Source organism: Shewanella sediminis HAW-EB3 (assembly GCF_000018025.1).
Taxonomy (GTDB): domain Bacteria; phylum Pseudomonadota; class Gammaproteobacteria; order Enterobacterales; family Shewanellaceae; genus Shewanella; species Shewanella sediminis.
This window is the reverse complement of record NC_009831.1, coordinates 2,326,638-2,345,002: the sequence shown is the minus strand read 5'-3', so window position 1 is coordinate 2,345,002 and position 18,365 is coordinate 2,326,638. Positions and strand designations below refer to the sequence as shown.

Here is an 18,365-nt window from a genome sequence, read left to right as displayed (position 1 = left end):
CGCGGTCTATCCTTATTAGTTATATTTGCAATGATTCCACAGTCTAAACCCAGAAAAACCAAATTGTGATTCCTATAACAACTAAGGAAAGATCAATTAGAGAAATAATTATTGGGACGGGGCCTACATTTTCCATGAGAGATTTTTCTTTCTGCTTAACATCCCACACTCCCGTGACATCTATTAGGAATATAATGCAATAAATCAATGAAGCAAAGAGAAGAGCCACATTAGATTCATAATCACCCACATAACAAATAGCATATGTTATTACTAGCCTAAAGATGAAGAGCATTCTAAGTGTACTTCCCCATTTTCTAAGCATTTCTCGAATATCTGAACGTTCCTCCCAAATACCTTCAGATACTTTTAGCTTGTTATTAACATCAAAAAAAAACGTATACATAATGAAACGAAATAAAGTCACGGCCGTAATGCCGACATTGATCCAAACTATACCACTCATAACTAATCCTTCCTCTATTCATCTAGAGCATTTGGAAATATAACGCCCAAAAATTACAAGTAAGACACCCACATCAACGGTGATTTGAGGAAAGTCCTCACACTTTCATTCATGGAACTATGTCAGTTTGCATTTTGATAAAGTTAGTAGGAAACATAGCCCCTGCCCTTTGGGTAGAGGCTGTAAAAGATAAACAGGCCTTGACATCAAACTAAATTACGCTTAATGCGAAGGTTCCAGTTTTGTGAATAAACTCGCTTGTCACCCTCATAGGCATCGAGTTCTGCATCCAGATAAAAATAGGACTCATCGCAGTGCAGTATGGTACGGGTGACGGTCTCTACCGACCAGTCATCTCGCTTAAATCCCCACCGCCAGAGAGTCTCGCCCTTCGGGGACTGGAAGTCATCGCACTGATAGGAGTACCACTCTTTCGTCTCGCGCTTTACAATCAGATCGATATCTTCAAGCCGGTAAGTACCACTGTCGTTAATGACCTCCAAGGTCGACAGATCCTTGTCCAACTCACGGATCACCCGCCAGTTATGATGCCCCTCATGAAGCTGCTGCTTGGCACCGCTGGCTGAAGCCTCTACTTCGGGGAAAGTGATAGCCTCTTTGCGTGGAGTTCGGGTAGGCAATATCAAGCAACTGCAACCTGTGTAGATCCTGAGCTGCGTCGACTCAGGAGAAGGCCAGGCCAATGGGAAATATGACGAGGAAACCGCAATCCGGATCCGATGGCCCTTGGGAAAGATCTGGGCTACATCGTTAAGCTGCAGCTTTACACGATAGCGCTTGTCCGGTTCCAGCGGTGTCGGCTCGCTATGGCTGTCCCTATGGGTCAAGTTCAGCAGGCCATAAGTTACCCGTGTGCTCTTGTTGTCAGGGTGCACATCAGATAGCCGCACAGCTACCATCGCCACTGGTTTACTGGCCGATAATACCAGCTCGATCACCGGGGCCCCCATGATCTCAACAGCAGTGTCGAGAGGATCGGTTGTGAAAATTAAAGCGCCGCCCTCTTCTTCACGCTGATCATGGGGCAGATCCGGAGTCGTGCTATATGAACACCATTTGCCGGCAAACAGACCATTACTCAATGGCGACTGCAAACACAACTCCTCCTCTTCAACCTCTGCGCCCTCGCCGACCAGACGATGTTTATCAAGCTTGAAGGCAAGTGTCCCGATATTGGGTGACGGCCAGGAGGGCTCACTGACCCAGTGGCCATAGCGCTGATGGTAAAAAGTCGACGGAGGCATACTGTCGAGCATCCATGTCCGCAGCATTGGCTCGTCCATAATGCCGGTCTCAATCCCCTTCAGCCATTTATCCCACCAACGCAGGCATTCCTGCAAAAATCCGATAGCCGGGCCGGGCACGCCAATATGGGGATACTTATGACTCCACGGGCCAATCAGCCCCTGCCTCGGACCAGTCAGATTGCTGATCAGGCGAAAAACCGCGTTACTGTATCCATCGGCCCAGCCGCTCACCGCCATAACCGGGGTCTGCACCTTGGAGAAATCTTCGCAGATGGAGCCATGTTGCCAGTACTCATCACGGTGCTGATGATTAAGCCAGGTATCGAGCCACAAGCCACTGCCTTTAAGGCGCTCAAACCACATCTCGCGCCACTTATCACCGACAATTTGCGGATCCGGCGGCAGGGAGTTGTAGGCAAACATAGTCGAAGCCCATGAAAGGTTATCACCCAGCAGGCAGCCTCCCATATAGTGCACATCATCGGCGTAACGGTCATCGGTAGAGCAAACGCTGATGATTGCCTTAAGCTGTGGCGGTTGCATCGCCGCAATCTGCAGGCCGTTGAATCCCCCCCAGGAGATACCGTACATACCGACGTTTCCGTCGCACCACGGCTGTTTTTCCAGCCACTCAATAACGGCTACACCGTCGTCGAGTTCCTGCTGCAGGTATTCATCGGTCAGCACGCCCTCCGAATCGCCGCTACCACGGATATCGACACGGATACAGGCATAGCCGTGCCCGGCAAAATAAGGATGCATGGTTTCGTCGCGTAATCTCGACCCATCACGCTTACGATAAGGAATATATTCAAAAATCGCCGGTACAGGCTTAGTTTCTGCGCCCTCGGGCATCCAGATACGGGCAGACAGACGAATGCCGTCGGCCATCGGGATCCAGCAGTGTTCGATCTGTCGGATTTTGTGTGTGAAGTGTTCGACAACCTTCATATTTACCCCTTATTCTTACTCGGCATGCGGCTTAGGAAAGCGATATAAGCTCCAGCGGCAACACCTGTTGCACATCACGGTATTTCTGCAACAACTCCTGCTCGCTGTCGCCGCCGATAAAAACTTCAGCGATCTCGTAGCTGTAACTGTCTTGATAATTAAGCTCAGACAGATGCATACCCTCTCGGATATGCAGCTGGATCTCAGTACCGGCGACGCGGCGGGTAACGGCCTGTACCTCTTGTTCTGTCGGCACCCTGTTAACCATAGCATCTGAATGTACCCGCCACATGAACTTGGCCGCGTACCGATATGGACCTTGACGATGGGGGAACACTGGCTGTTTCCCCAAGGCCAGAGCCAGCATTATCTGGTGGTGGGACATGCCATCGACGTTGCGGAATAATGGACAATGCGACTTTGAAATGCGGGTATTGATCTCCAGCAACCAAATCTGGTCACTCTCCTCCTCCCAGTAATACTCAATATTGAACGGGCCGTTATCAAAGCCGATATAGGTAAGAAAGCGCTCGGTGACGGCGATCATTTTGTCTTGGGTAGGCTGTGGGATCGATGATGGATACTGATAGCGAGAGAAGCTCGAACTATGCTTACCTTCGCGGATCGAGTCGACGGCCCCATAGACACATAGCTTTCCATCAAAGACATAGCCTTCGAGCGTGCATTGCTGCCCATGCGAGATAATCCCTTCTGCGATGCAGTGATACCCGTCGATAGCGGCGATATCATCAGGCAGATCAGCAAATTGCAGCAGGTAGTTGAACGGCGCTGCAAAGCAGTGGATTTTCTTGCGTATCTCCTCAATCACCATTTCGAGTTCGCTGTCATTACGCACCATAAACCCGAGGTGTGATGAAGCCGCTTTCACCGGCTTTAGCCAGAAGGGATAATCGAGGGTGATCTGCTGCTGATAATCATCCTTAAAAGGATCAACGGCACAAAAATCGGGGATAAATTCCGGAACCACCCGGCGTTGCTCCAGCCTGCTCCAATATTTATGCTCGCATTTGAGCACCGCTTCAAAGCAGGGAGAAGGCAAGCCTTGTGATTGACACAATATAGGAAGCATGGTGCTAACCGGAAAGTCCCAGTAGCCGACAATGGCATCCACAGAACCGGGGTACCTTTCCAGTCGTTCAAGAGCACCTTCGTACAAGGCTTTGACCGGAAGTTCCTTTCCTGTTTTTACCTCTGCATATTGATAAAGTTCATGAAAACAATACTCCCGGGCAGCCTCGAGAGACCGCATCAGAGAAAGATTGAATTCATCCGCACCAAAAACAAAAATATTTTTCACTGTACGGCCCTCTGTTTTCGTTATCTACCCCTTCATTGACATAAATACCGAGCACCACGCGTTCCCAGCGACATATCGTTTCCCCTGAACGATATATATGAGCATAGTTGGTGCCCATTCTTATGTCTATTACTGAAAAAATGGTTCTGTCCCATCTTGGAATCATTGTAAAAAAAGCCTAATTCCAAGCATCATTAAGCCTATATGATTTTGCTTATTTGAAGCTAATACCAATCGGTATAAGAAAGTGGTCAACTCAGAGTTATTTTTGGCTGCATACTTCAAGGCGAAAGAGTGAGGGAATGGTGATCCCTTTTGAACTCATTCAACACAGAAGTAGGCTGCCAAAAACACTCCTGAAAGGCGAGTTTTAGCACTTCCGATACTGCGTTAACGAGCTTAAACGTAGAATAACTATGTTCCTCACTCGTTGTCTTGCCTCACAAGCGCTAAACTCTCGCTGAGTGACCACACCTTTATACCGATTGGTATAACCCCTTCCAGTTTTATTAGACCATTACGACAAATGACTAAGACACACAAAATTGTCAGAGACAGATCCCTTGACTCAGCAAGTGTTAATTTTAAAAGATAGATATAAGCTGCCGGAGTTGAACGATAAGATACGGTATGCATTAATGAAGATATTTAACATTGTTAGGGTAAGAAAATACGCGACATAACAGGGCGTAATAGCGACAAAGGTCGGTTATGCATTCTGAAGTAAAATCCCTTCAGCCCCCCATGTTAGTTGCCCAGCTTTCGCATTGACATCTACACTTGAAGAAATTCTATTTTGGATGTTTCAGGATGCACGGCGAAGGTTGGTCGCCTCTAGAAAGTATTTAGGATAGGAGGGTAAAGATGGCTTTTATCTCTTCTGCCGCGAAGCAGCTTCGTTCAAAAGCGGGACTGCTAACAGTTGCGCTTAGGCCCCTTTCAAACCCACCCCAGTAGGCAATTTATAAATTGTGTTGGGTGCAGCTAGTGTAGTTTTCCCGGGTACACAAATTAATAGGGGTATGAATAAACTCATCGTAATCTAGATTTTTTACAATATTATGCAGGGTTAAAATGGCTTGCCTTCCCATCTCATAAGGGTTTTGGCCAACATTGGCATGAGCAAGCTGGTCTCGTAACATGATTAACTGCTGATCTGATGCATCAGAGATAACAACTATCACCTCTTTACGCTCAAGCTTCTCTTTAAAAGGGGCGATCATTTTTCGATAAAGGGCTTCATCATTTTGAGGCCAACCACCAACGGCAATAAAGGAGTCCGCTTTTAATCGCCTTCCCTGTACCACTGACTCCATCTGCTTTACCGCCCTTGAAAGCTGATCAAAATTAATAAAAGGCTCTCTTACTTCAGTCCAGCCACTATCATTTAGGAGCATTTTCCCGGGAGGAGTATTATATTGTTTGCCAGACAGAGCAGAACGGATCCCCATAATTCTAAGATTCAAATTTGGAGAGTCTGGGCGTCCAGTTTGAATAATTAATGTTCCTCCATTGGGGCGCTGTTTTTTTAGTTGTTCCCCTAAAGCTCTACCAAACTGAAAATTATCTGTCCCTATATAAGTTGAGCGTATCTTTTTATACTTTTCCAAGGTTTGAAGGTCAAAATCAGAGTCATAAGTGACAATAGGTATTCCAGCATTTCGTGCTTTTTGAATACTATTTTCTGCGAGGAATTTAGACTGTGTAACGGCTACAGCGATGCCATCAACCCCCTCATCGATCAGTTGTGAAATAATCTGATCCTGTACTCTAACACTCGCTTTTTCAGGGCCCCGATATATACACTCGACGCCTTTTATTTGAGTGGCTGCATCCTTACAACCATGTTTGCTCTGTTCAAAAAAAACACTGTGGTACTTAGGAACAACTGCGAACTTAAGATCTTTCCCACTGGCTGAAAATAGTGGCAACATGGTAAATACTAAAAGTATTATCGATAATCTCACCAAATTTTCTCCTATAAATAATGAGACAGTTAGTTAACCTTCAATTTTCAATCACACAGAGAAGCCAACTCTTCACAACACGCCAGTCACCAACACAGGTTAGCCTACGAGCCAATAGACTAGCCCAAAACAGCCACGGACACACCAAAATAGTTACAAATACACCAAGGCGGTCACAGGCGCATCAAGATAGCTACAAACCCCAAAAAGCTACAGAGATACTGAAGTCATTCTGTATCTCTAACAATACAAAAATGAAAAGAACGCATGCTCCACCCATGTTAGTTGGCCAGCTTTTTCATTGACGTCAACACTTGAAAGATTCGATTTTGGATGTTTAAGGAGGCGAAGGTCAAATGTCCGCATTGAACGTGTGGGGTGGCATTTATCGTGCGAGCTTGGAAGATACGGCCATTTATAAAACAACATAGACACCTGATAGACACCAGAAACTGTCAGTTGTTATCTCCCACCTTTACCAAATAACCCGATAAGTTTTCAATCATTTACATTGCTTGACTGTATATTACTTTGTTTTCAAAGAGAATAAACATTATTAACAAGGTGTGTCAGAACCAACATATATAAAAATTCATAACTGTTATACCTTTTGCGCCGTAGCTTACCAATAAGGTTTCATTTCGTGTTGAAGTTTATAATCGTATGTATCTGGTGCCTTATCTCTTTTCTTATTACTGGTTGTACACTTTGGAATAGTAATCAGGAGTCCGGCGAGTTGCACCACCGGATTAATGAAGCTTATGATTTTGAAGTGACGCATTGTGACAGTTTTGCTATGGCCAGAGGCAAGGGAACAGGCGAATTAGCATTAAGAGAAGCGAAAAACCAAGCGATGGAGTATGGCGAAGAGATAGGTGGTACTCATATCGTATGGTTACACATAGATAAATGTGAAGGTGAAGAGACAAGAGTCGTCGCGGTTATCTACAAGTGCAAGCTGTAATATCTTTTGTATCTATCAGAGATAGATACTTTCAATATTCAATCAAAAGCTATTTGAAAAAGCAAACAAAAAACCAGTAAATTCAATTAACTGACTTTAACCGTTTAAATCAAATTGCGGTGGACGAATCTTGAGCCTTAATTTGAACTCGTTAATCTTGTTCTAAAAAGTTATTGGCTATCGCCTCTCTCACCAGCTTCTGATGTCGCTCGGCTCTTAGCGCCAAGTACATCACCACCATACAGGTCGCCAACACACCATAGAGCAACATAAAGCAGGCACTATAGACGCCGATCAGATCGACGGCAAAACCGAACATGATAGGAAGCGTACATCCACCTAATGCACCGATGGCGGCGACAATGCCCCCAACACTGCCCATATGATGTGGATAGTAATCATAGATAGTCTTATACACGCTGGCTCGACCAAAGCCCTGGGCGATACCAATGATGAAAATCAACAGGGTAAACAGCCAGACATTCACTTCGAAAGAGACTTCAACATCTTTAGATACACCATGGATGATCATGGTCGTCGGCGGGTAACTCAAGAAAAACAGACACACCATACAGATCCAGAAGGCTGTCCAATTCACCGCCCTCGCCCCATAAGTATCGGCGAACCAGCCGCCCACGGCTCTGACCATGCTCGAGCTGGTGACAAAGAGTAAGGTCAACGCCATAGCTTGAGTCAGAGACAGCTCGTAAGCGGAGACATAATAATGGGGCAGCCAGAGAATTAACGCTAAGAAACTGCCGAATACGAAGTAATAGTAGAGCCCGAAACGCCACACCTGCAGATCTTTAAGGGGCGCCATATGAAACGCCATATCATGACTATCTCTCTGTTTCTGATAATACTCATTCACTTCAGGCGCCATCAAACGAAACAGCACCGCCATAAAGATCATGCCAATCCCGTAGGCGTAACCTATCTGTTGCCAACCAAAGATATCGACAATAAAAGGCACCAAAACCAGGGTGATTGCGGCGCCCGCATTACCCGCACCAAACACCCCCAGTGCAAAACCCTGACGTTTAGTCTCAAACCAGTCGGTGACATAACGAATGCCTATCGTAAACGAGACTCCAGTCAGCCCCAGCACGAAACCAATCAAGATATAACCCGAATAGGTTTCTATATGAGGCAGGTAGAATAACGGAGGGACGGCGAGCAACATCTGCCAGAAAAAGAGATTACGGCATGATACTTTTTCAGCCATAAAGCCTATAGGAACACGAAAGATTGCGCCGGTAAAAATGGGAGCAGCAAGCAGAAAACCGAACTCGGTTGCGCTCAAACCCAAACGCTCTTTGACCTCGATGCCGATGATTGAATAGAGTGTCCAAACAGAAAAACATGCAGCAAAAGCCAAGGTGGCAAGTGTTAAAGCCTGGTAAGAACGACGCAGTTGAATATCCATAGTCTCCCCGAAATAAATAGTCCTGAGATCTCTTGTCCTGTAAAACGCTTACGTCTCATTTGTATACCCAAACGACCTCGAAATGCAGGATTCAGCATGTCGAGAAGTGACAGAGTTCAAGGCATGAAGATAGTAGGACTAGTTATTCTAATTCAATATTTCATAACGCTGAAAAATGTTGCTTCTCGCCTTGCCCTTCGGGAGTTCCCGTAGAATATCTGCACTGCGTTAGTGATATTGAAAAGGGACTAACCATTCTCTTCAATCACTGCCTTGTTCAGCTATCCTACGGGAGCTCTGAAACGAGCATTTTGAAGTAGCTTGGGTATATATTAATTGAATCTGATTAAAAACCAACCCAATCAATTATCATTAACCTAATTTGATGTTCTAAATCAAATTTTACATATTATAAACATAATAAAACAGCTATTTCTATTAGATAAAATCACTCAGCGAACACGATAAACCGCCCTTTCTCCCGGCTTTAGTTCTATACATACTCGGTTAACCTCAATTACCGCTAGTTTCTGTGGACTTACCCATCCAAACACATAGAATATTAACTGTTTGCAGATATCGCCTACACGTCTATCGTTATTTTACCTGGGAATATTCATGCTCTATCTTGTACAGTCTAATCGAATGGAAGCACTCTCGGCCCAACTCGCGACCGAGCTACAGACGCCAATTCCCGGTATGCCACTGTTAATGCCCGAGCAGGTGTTAGTCCAAAGCCCCGGCATGTCCACCTGGCTGAGACTAGAGATTGCAAGACAGAACAAGATAGCCGCGGCGCTTGAATTTCCGCTGCCCTCAAGCTTTATCTGGCAGCTGTGCCACACCCTGTTGCCCGATGTGCCCAAGGAAAATGCCTTTACCAAGCCCTCCATGACCTGGAAGCTGATGGAGTTGCTGCCGGAGCTACTGCAGATCGATGAGTTTGCGCCGCTTAACAACTATCTCAATGCTGCTAACTGCCCGGATGAAGCGACAGAGGCTTTACCGGAGGATCCATTAAAACTGTTTCAACTGTGCGGGCAAATAGCCGATATCTTCGATCAATACCTGGTCTATCGTCCCGACTGGATAGCCGCATGGGAAGCCAATGAGCCGACCCTGCCGCCTAAAGATGATAAATTATCTCCGGCCCAGGCCTGGCAACCCATCTTGTGGCGCGCCCTTATCGAATTTAATAACCTGCGTCTCAACAAGAGTCGCTACCACAGGGCTAACCTGCATCAGTCGCTGTTTGATGCACTCGATGACCCCGATACCTGCCTCGATGGTCTACCCAGACGGTTATTCGTATTCGGTATCTCATCCATGGCGCCTCAAACCTTAGATGTGCTCTATCATCTGGCTAAGCGTATCGATGTGATCATGCTGAATTTAAGTCCCTGTCAGCACTACTGGGGCGATATTGTCGACCCTCGTTTACGCGCTCGTATGGCGCTTGAATACGCCAACAGGAATAAACTCGAAGCCCTATGGGAAGATAAGCTCGAGGTGGGTAACCCCCTGCTCGCCAATAACGGTAAGATGGGGCGTGAACTCCTGGACTTGATACTGGAGCTACCGGAGGAGCACACCAACTTTAATTTCGAGTGTTACCAAGACCCGCTGGAAAGTGCACCTCAGACACTGCTTCGTGGCGTTCAGCACGACATTCTCGAACTCAGTACCCGCAACAGAAGCTTAGGCCCCGATGCCTCTCTGTATCTGACACTGGATGATCGCCGCGTGCTCACTAAAGCTGACGACTCGCTGACACTTCGCAGTTGTCACAGTCCACTGCGTGAAATCGAGACCCTGCACGATCACCTGCTCGAGATGTTGTCCCGTGAACCTGCTGACCCAAGCGATCCCCTGCTTGCAAAAGATATCGTCATCATGCTGCCGGATGTGGCAGCTTACGCGCCTTATATCGATGCGGTGTTCTCGGCCAAACAGGGCGCTCACTACATCCCTTACGCCATCGCCGATCGCGGCGCGGCGCAGGAATCGCCCCTGATCAACAGCTTCCTGCATATTCTGGCCATCAATCAGAGTCGCTTCGCCCTGACCGATATCTTAGGGATCTTAGAGGTGCCTGCGGTACTCAGACGATTCGAGCTCGATGATGAAGCCCTCTCCATGATACGCCACTGGCTCGAACAAGCCGGCGTGCGTTGGGGGCGGGATGAAAACAGCCGTGCAGCCCAATCTATGCCCGCATTCGATAAGAACTCCTGGGCCTTTGGAATCAAGCGTCTGATCTTAGGCTACGCCTTCAGCGACGATGCTGAACTTTATCATGACACCCTGCTGGTCGAAGGCATCGAAGGACAATCGGCTCAGGCCCTGGGTAAACTACTCAACTTCATCGAAACCTTAGATGAGTATCAGCAGCAACTCGCTCAAAATTGCTCAATAGAGGAGCGCATGAGTCAGTTAGCTCAGCTTCTCGAAGACTTTTATGAGGTCGATGATGAGGAGCAACAACAGCTGCAAGCGATACGCGAGGCCATCAGCAAGCTTAAAACTGAGCTCGCCGATTCCGGACAAGTCACACCGCTGAATACTCAGGTGCTGCAAAACTGGTTTAACAGCACCTTGAGTGAATCCCGTGTCGGCCAACGTTATCTGGCCGGTAGCGTCAATTTTTGTACCTTGATGCCAATGCGCTCCATTCCCTTTAAATTGGTGTGCTTAGTCGGCATGAATGATGGGATCTACCCAAGGGTACAGCACCCGGTCGGTTTCGATCTTGTGGCCCAGTTCGGACCCCGTAAAGGCGATCGTTCACGTCGCTTAGATGACAGATACCTGTTTTTAGAGGCGATACTCTCGGCCAGAGAGCAACTCTACATCAGCTATATCGGCCACAGTGAGCGCGATAACTCGGAACGGATCCCCTCCATGTTGGTCTCAGAGTTGGTCGAATATTGTCAGCTATGTTATCTACCCGAGGGAGATCTTCACAATCCAGACAATGAGCCCGATATTCCAGCCATCGAGAAAGCAATCCATAAGCAGTTATTGATAGAACAACCTCTACAGCCTTTCGATGAGCGGCTTTACTTGCCTGACAATGGTGATGACCCCCAACTTAAACAAAGTTATTCCGCCCAGTGGTGTCCGGCAAGAACGAGCGATAATAGCGCTGAAACACCCCGCTTTATCGAACCTGGTCAAAAAATTGAACAAGAGAGTCTGGCATCGCCTTGCGTAGAGGAGAACGAGCTTGAGGTCTCGGCGCTTATCCGTTTCTTCAGAAACCCGGCGCAATACTTTTTCAATCGAAGCCTCAAGGTCGACTTAGGCCTGAACATTCAAGCCGATGATAACGATGAGCCCTTCAGTCTGAACGCGCTCGAGCGGTATAAACTGCAGGCAAACTTACTCGATAACGCCATATCTCAAGGTTTAGAGCTCCCGGGCGAAGAGCTGTTGCAACGATTAAAGGCCAGTGGCGAGCTGCCCCTGAAGCCTTTCGATGATCTCCTGCTTAACCAGTATCTGCATGACATTAAGCCCTTAATTGGCCGGGCGATCTATCTTCAGGGTGAGAACCAACACTCACTGGATATTGAGCTGCCCTTTGCTCTGGGCGATGGCACAGGCAATACCATCACTGAGCCCGTCACATTAGTGGGGCGAATCGATGATCTCTGCGCTAAGGGGCTGGTCAACTATCGACCCGGCACCGCCAATGGCCGGGATCTGATTAGAGTCTACCTAAGACATCTTTGTATAAGTGCTATGGGGACAGATGCTAAAGAGTCTGCATCCCGAAGCGATAAACCACATATCAGCTACCTTCTAGATATCGGCCACTTTCATGCCTTCCATGGCGTCGCGCCCGAGCAGGCGAACGTGCAGCTGAGTCTATGGCTGAGTTATTTCCAATCGGGACAAATCCATCCCTTGATGTTTATGCCCAGAACCGCCCTCGCCTATGTCGAAGCCGAGGGGGATCACAGCGATAAACTCAAGGAAGCTCAAAGCCAATGGAAAGATGAACAGAGCCAACTCGGTGAAGGCTTCGAGCCTCATTACCAGCGTCTGTTTAGTTTCCCTGAAGATTTCAAAGAAGATGAGTTTGGACAGGTTGCCATGTCACTGCTAAGCCCGATGCTCAGCCTCTATCACAAAGATAAGCTCAGCGAGCTTGCAAGTTTCGTCGAAGGAGGCTGTTAATATGTCATCGACTCATAGAGAAGCTAGCCCCGAAAACAGCCCTGCGCTTAGCCCTAAGGATGGCCCAGACGTGACTAAAGGCCGCTCTAAGCCCCTCGATACTCTCACCCTGCCCTTTGGCGGTAGCCGCTTAATTGAAGCCAGTGCAGGAACCGGTAAAACCTTCACCATCGCCGGTCTGTATGTGCGTCTGTTGCTGGGCCATGAGATAGAAAAGCCACTGAGCTGCGAGCAGATTCTGGTAGTCACCTTTACCAATGCCGCCACGGGAGAGCTAAGGGATCGAATTCGCCGCAAAATTCAGCTGGCCTACCGCCGCTTTATCGGCCTGGAAACCGATGATGATCTGATTGAATCTCTCTATCGACTCACGCCCGAGAGTGAACGCCATCTGGCACTTAAGCGTCTGGATTTAGCCCTCAAGTCACTCGATGAAGCGTCTATCTTTACCATACATGGTTTTTGTCAGCGAATTTTGGCCGACATGGCGTTCGAGTCATCCCTGCTGTTCGAGTCAGAGTTCACCTTAGATGACAGCGAGTTTCTGCACCACGCCGTGCGCGACTTCTGGCGTGAGCAGTGCTACCCATTGCCTGAGTATCTGGCCGAGATAATTCAGAAGAAATTTGCCGATCCCGATGCGCTATCCAAGCAGCTAAGGCCGCTGCTGGGCGCAAGCCAGGCCAGCGCTCAGCCGGTGCCGCAAGAGTTTACAAAACTGCAGCAAACGCTCACTCAAAGCTTAAGTCGTCTAAAACTTATCTGGCCCCGCGAGCGGGACGCTATCGAGACCTTGCTGCATGCTTTACCGCTGAGCGGCGTGAGATTCGGAAAAAAAGCTGACGCTTACCCTAAGCTCGCTATCATGCTCGATGCCATGGATAACTGGTGCAAATTCAGCAACAGTTTACCGCCAATGAAGGTGATGGAGAGTCTGTCGCTGAGTGAGCTTAAGCTTAACAAGGGGGGCGAAGTGCCCACGCCGGAGCAAGCGCCGGTACTCGATCATATCGAGCGCCTGTGTGCGCTTATCAAAGATTTTATTCCAAGCTTTCTCTTTTGCGCACGAAACGGTATCTCGGCTCGCTTTGCCCAGCAAAAATCTGAGCGTAACCTGCTGACGCCCGACGATCTGCTGATCACCCTGGAACAAGCCCTGCGTCCAAACCAGGAAGAGGTGAGTGGACAAGCAATAAGTCTGGCCAACACCATAGCCAAACGTTTTCCTGTGGCCCTTATCGATGAATTCCAGGATACAGATCCGCTGCAATTTGCTATCTTCAACCGGATATACCAACAGCCCTCTGTCGATGCAATGGGCTCTGATGACTCGCTGATAGCCATCGATGAAGCCACAGCAGGAACCTCATCGAAAAATCTGAGTCTCTTGATGATTGGCGACCCGAAACAGGCGATCTATGCCTTCAGGGGCGCCGATATACACACCTATATTCAGGCGCGCGAGCAAACATCCGAGCACTATAATCTCGATACTAATTACCGCTCCAGCCGTAACATGATTTTGGCGGTCAATGCCCTGTTTGAGAATCGTGATGATGCCTTTATCAGCCAGGCCATCCCATTTGAATCGGTGCTGCCCTCCCCCTTTGCCGACAACAAAGTATTAGTCGAGAAATCGACCACTACATCGGCCCTGAAAATTAAACTGCTTAGCGAAGATCCCGAAAAAGGCCTCAATAAAACCACCGCCAGAAAGCATTTAGCCGAAGATGCTGCCAGCGAAATCGCACGGCTTCTCACCGAATCGCAAGATGGTGAGTGTACGATTAGTGAAAAGCCGCTCAAGGCCAAAGATATCGCGGTGCTGGTACGTGACAGAAATGAAGCCGCGGTGATCAAAGAGTCACTGTCGAACAGGCAAATTGGTGCGGTATTCCTTAGCCGGGACAGTGTATTTAACACCCTCGAAGCCCGAGAAATGGCGCTGGTACTGCACGCCTTGGCCACCCCAAAAGATGAGCGCGCCCTGCGTTCGGCCTTGGCGACCTCCCTGCTCGGTTATAACGCCCTGGCTATTCATGGCTTTAATCAGGATGAGATGGTAAGACAAACCCTGCTGGAGCAATTTGATGGCCTGCATCATAACTGGCTAAGACGCGGCGTCATGCCCGCACTCTTGAATTTGGCCAACGAAACCAAGCTTATCGAACGCCTGCTTCAAAGCGAAGATGGTGAGCGCCGTCTGACCGATTTCAGGCACCTTGCCGAGCTGTTACAGCAAAAGGCCACCGAACTCGATGGGATCAGTGCCCTGGTCAACTGGTACGAGCAAGCCCTTATCGAGAACCATGCCAATGAAGAGGCGCAGCTCAGACTCGAAAGTGAGCAGAACCTGGTACAGATTGTCACCATACATAAGAGTAAGGGGCTCGAGTATCCTGTCTGTTTTATCCCCTTCGTCAGCTTAGCCCGGGATAATCGCCGTAAACCTGCGCCTATGCTCTACCATGAAAATAACAAGCTTGTGTGGGATATAGAGCAGAGCGATGAGGGTTGGGAGCGGCATAAGCGGGAAAATCTCGCCGAGGATCTGCGCCTGTTGTATGTCGCTATGACTCGCCCCGTCTATCAGTGCTATCTCTATATCGCCAACCACTGCCGCTTCACTAAAAAAGCGGGGATCACCAGTCAGCTCCATGAAACCGGTATAGGCTACCTGCTTGGCATAGAAGAAAAAGCCTGCGAGTTTTCGCTTATCGAAACATCTGCAAAACGTCTGATGAGTGAGGCGATTAGTGTCTGTGAGATGGCGGATGATGTCTCAAGCCAAGTCTTAGAGAAAATGTCGGATGACCAAGAGTTATTAGCACCTAAGGTGCTTAAACGTCGACTCTACACTCCATGGCGTGTCGGCAGTTATTCGGGCCTGGTAAAAGACTTGCCTCATGAGCGGGTGCTGCCGGGGGCGGATGATGAAGCCTTTCCGGAACTCGAGGAGATCAAGGATGAGCTTGACCCTCTGCCTTCTCGTTTCACCTTCGAGCGCGGTGCTAATGCAGGTAGCTTTATGCACTTAGTGCTCGAGCTGATTGACTTTACCCAAGCCGAAAATGGACTCACCGAACAGTTACCTGTCGCCATGGAGAGGTATGGCATCGATGAGTCCTGGCTCGACGTGCTGACTCACTGGTATTTGGATCTACTCGATGCGCCCATCGTACAGGATGGCTCACTCAAACTTGGGCAGTTAACCAATAACCAGAAACTGGTGGAGATGGAATTCTACCTCCCTATCGCGGCGCTAAAGGCCGATAAGCTCAATGCATTACTCCAAGAGTATGGCTACAGCGCGGGGCTTAACTTCGAGTCGCTCAAAGGCATGCTCAAAGGCTTTATCGATTTGACCTTCGAGCATCAGGGTCAATTTTATATCGCCGATTATAAGTCTAACCATCTGGGCGATGATTTCACCCATTATGGGCCCGATTCAATGCGCGGCGCGATCCGCAGCCATAGATACGATCTGCAGTACATCATCTATACCCTGGCGTTACACAGATATTTGAGCCTGAGAATGCCTGATTACGATTATGACCGACATATTGGCGGCAGTTATTACCTCTTCCTGCGAGGTATGTCCGTCGGTGCACCTATGTCTGGGGTTTTCTATGATAAGCCAGCTAAGGGGCTTATCGAGTCACTCGATGCTCTGTTCGACGATGAGCAAACTGAATCAGATGCTCCATCAGCCCAAACAGCACAAGCGCAAATAGAACAGACGGAGCTTAAGCTATGATCCAGTCAACACAGCCAATCAAAGCCCTGCTGAAAGTCTGGGAGTCTGAGCGATTAATTACACCACTGGACAGACACTTCGCACTCGAGATGGCTCAGCTACATAAGATTAAGCTACACAAGACAGAACACGCTGACCACACATATAGTGAACTATTTCTGCTTATCTGTGCCCTATTGAGTCGACAGCTTTCTCAGCAGCACACCTGCCTGCCGATACATCAGATTATGCTCGATAATCCGATGCAGGAGCCGATATCAAATTGTCAGATACTGTGCAGCCACAATGAAATCATTGAGATATTAGCGCAGTTCAATGCAATTAGTTCACCGGGTTTGGAGCAAGCCAGCTCACCTTCAACACCGATAATTTTAGACAATGGCGATCTGTACCTGCAGCGCTATTATCAGTTCGAGACTCAAGTCGCGAGTTACCTCACCCTGTTAGCCGATGTTGAAATAAATGAGCAGCCCACAGAGATCAATCATACCCGCAGCACATTAGAGATGCTGTTCCCCCAAAGCGATGAGATGGGTGCCACCGACTTTGACTGGCAAAAAATAGCAACGGCTACCGCCTTTACCAAACGTTTAGCGGTAATAACCGGTGGCCCGGGCACGGGTAAAACCACCACGGTAACTAAATTGCTGTTTTTACTGACACAGCAAGCGGCCATGACCATACGATTAGTTGCGCCGACGGGTAAGGCTGCCGCGCGATTGAGTGAGTCAATCAAAGCCTCGAAGGTGCGCCTGAAAATGGAACTGGCACCGTTTGCCGACCAAATTGATTTAACCAGCTTGAGCCGGGTACCGGAGGAGGCCTCCACCCTGCACCGCTTGCTTGGCGTGATCCCGAACTCCCCCAAATTCAGGCACCATAAAGATAACCCCCTCAGGCTGGATCTGCTCGTTGTAGATGAAGCCTCTATGGTCGACCTGCCCATGATGCACAAGCTGCTCTCGGCGCTCCCCACACATGCCAGACTCATTCTACTGGGCGATCAAGATCAGTTAGCCTCGGTGGAAGCCGGGGCCGTGTTAGCAGACATCTGTGCTGGATTAAAACAGAAAAATACCAGAACAAATGCCAGTGATGCCAAGTGGCAGATGCGATATTCGAGCGACTATGCCGGGTATCTTTCTACATTATCAGGGTTTGACCTTAGCCCCTTTATCAGCCAGTCACCTAAGATTGGCGATAGCCTGTGTATGCTGATGCACAGCCACAGATTTAAAGGAGATGCAGGCATAGGTCAACTGGCAGGTGCGGTCAATAACTCAGACAAAGGCCGAATTATGCAGGTATGGCAAACCGGATATGATGAGCTATTGTGGATTGAACACCTGAAAACCAATGCAGGCAATTCGGGGCTAGATGCACTACTCACCCAAGCGGTGGAGCATTATCGGCGATATCTCGAGATGGCTAAAGATGACAACAAAGATGCCAGTGAAATCATCGATTGTTATAACGAGTTTCGAGTATTATGTGCCATGCGGGCGGGCGAGTATGGTGTCGATGGCATCAATCAGGGTGTGACCGCCGCACTGAAGCAGGCCAAACTTATCAGTGCCGACACCGAGTTTTATCCGGGCCGCCCGGTGATAATCCAAAGCAACGATTATAACCTGGGGCTATTTAACGGCGATATTGGCCTTATCTTACCGGATGACTTAAACACGGTATCAGATCATTTAGCCCAAGATGGCGATACGGCGAAACACTCTGCCCGCCTGATGGCACACTTTATTCAGGCCGATGGCAGTATCTTAAAGGTGCTACCCGCACGCCTTCCAAGCCACGATACCTGCTTTGCCATGACGGTACATAAGAGCCAGGGCAGCGAGTTTGCCAATGTAGCGCTCGTGCTGCCCATCTGGCCCAGCCCGGCCCAAAAACAGTTGCTGACAAAGGAACTGGTTTATACGGCCATCACCCGCGCCAAGCTGCATTTTACCTGCCTGGGCTCACAAGCCGTTTTCGAGCATGCCAGCCTGCAGGCCACTCAACGCTCGTCCGGGCTTGCGAGACGTTTATGGGGATAGAGACCGACACATCTGGAG

Annotated in this window: 9 protein-coding genes; 4 read left to right on the top strand and 5 right to left on the bottom strand. The window is 48.5% G+C overall.

Annotated elements, in window-relative coordinates:
* Positions 1-43 precede the first annotated feature (43 nt).
* The 4 genes from SSED_RS10085 to SSED_RS10070 all read right to left on the bottom strand — a co-directional run bounded on the left by SSED_RS10085 (position 44) and on the right by SSED_RS10070 (position 5,973).
* Positions 44-466 carry a hypothetical protein gene (locus SSED_RS10085; protein ID WP_041421630.1) on the bottom strand — a complete coding sequence of 141 codons (423 nt, stop codon included), beginning with the start codon at positions 464-466 and terminating at the stop codon, positions 44-46.
* Positions 467-672: 206 nt separating this feature from the next.
* Positions 673-2,685, bottom strand: a complete 2,013-nt coding sequence (locus SSED_RS10080; protein ID WP_012142288.1) for a CocE/NonD family hydrolase — start codon at positions 2,683-2,685, stop codon at positions 673-675.
* Between the two features lie 31 nt (positions 2,686-2,716).
* Complete coding sequence (locus SSED_RS10075) at positions 2,717-3,955, bottom strand: ATP-grasp domain-containing protein (protein WP_150104325.1); 1,239 nt, start codon at positions 3,953-3,955, stop codon at positions 2,717-2,719.
* A gap of 1,010 nt (positions 3,956-4,965) precedes the next feature.
* The gene (locus SSED_RS10070; RefSeq protein WP_041421629.1) at positions 4,966-5,973 is read right to left on the bottom strand and encodes a substrate-binding domain-containing protein; all 1,008 of its coding nucleotides are present in this window, start codon (positions 5,971-5,973) and stop codon (positions 4,966-4,968) included.
* A 640-nt stretch (positions 5,974-6,613) separates the two neighbouring features.
* Here SSED_RS10070 and SSED_RS10065 point away from each other — a divergent pair.
* Positions 6,614-6,934 (top strand): hypothetical protein, encoded by a 321-nt coding sequence (locus SSED_RS10065; RefSeq protein ID WP_012142285.1) that lies wholly within the window; start codon positions 6,614-6,616, stop codon positions 6,932-6,934.
* Positions 6,935-7,085: 151 nt separating this feature from the next.
* Here SSED_RS10065 and SSED_RS10060 read toward each other — a convergent pair whose 3' ends face one another.
* A complete protein-coding gene (locus SSED_RS10060; protein WP_012142284.1) occupies positions 7,086-8,360 on the bottom strand; it encodes an MFS transporter in 1,275 nt (424 codons plus the stop codon).
* A gap of 618 nt (positions 8,361-8,978) precedes the next feature.
* Between SSED_RS10060 and recC the strand changes: the two genes are divergently transcribed.
* Genes recC through recD form a run of 3 tightly spaced genes read left to right on the top strand, consistent with a single transcriptional unit; the run spans position 8,979 to position 18,347 of the window.
* Positions 8,979-12,542 carry an exodeoxyribonuclease V subunit gamma gene (gene recC, locus SSED_RS10055; RefSeq protein ID WP_012142283.1) on the top strand — a complete coding sequence of 1,188 codons (3,564 nt, stop codon included), beginning with the start codon at positions 8,979-8,981 and terminating at the stop codon, positions 12,540-12,542.
* Position 12,543: 1 nt separating this feature from the next.
* Complete coding sequence (gene recB, locus SSED_RS10050) at positions 12,544-16,299, top strand: exodeoxyribonuclease V subunit beta (protein WP_012142282.1); 3,756 nt, start codon at positions 12,544-12,546, stop codon at positions 16,297-16,299.
* Entirely contained in the window at positions 16,296-18,347 is a 2,052-nt protein-coding gene (gene recD / locus SSED_RS10045) for an exodeoxyribonuclease V subunit alpha (protein ID WP_012142281.1), read from the top strand. The genes recB and recD overlap by 4 nt, the downstream gene beginning before the upstream one ends.
* Positions 18,348-18,365 lie beyond the last annotated feature (18 nt).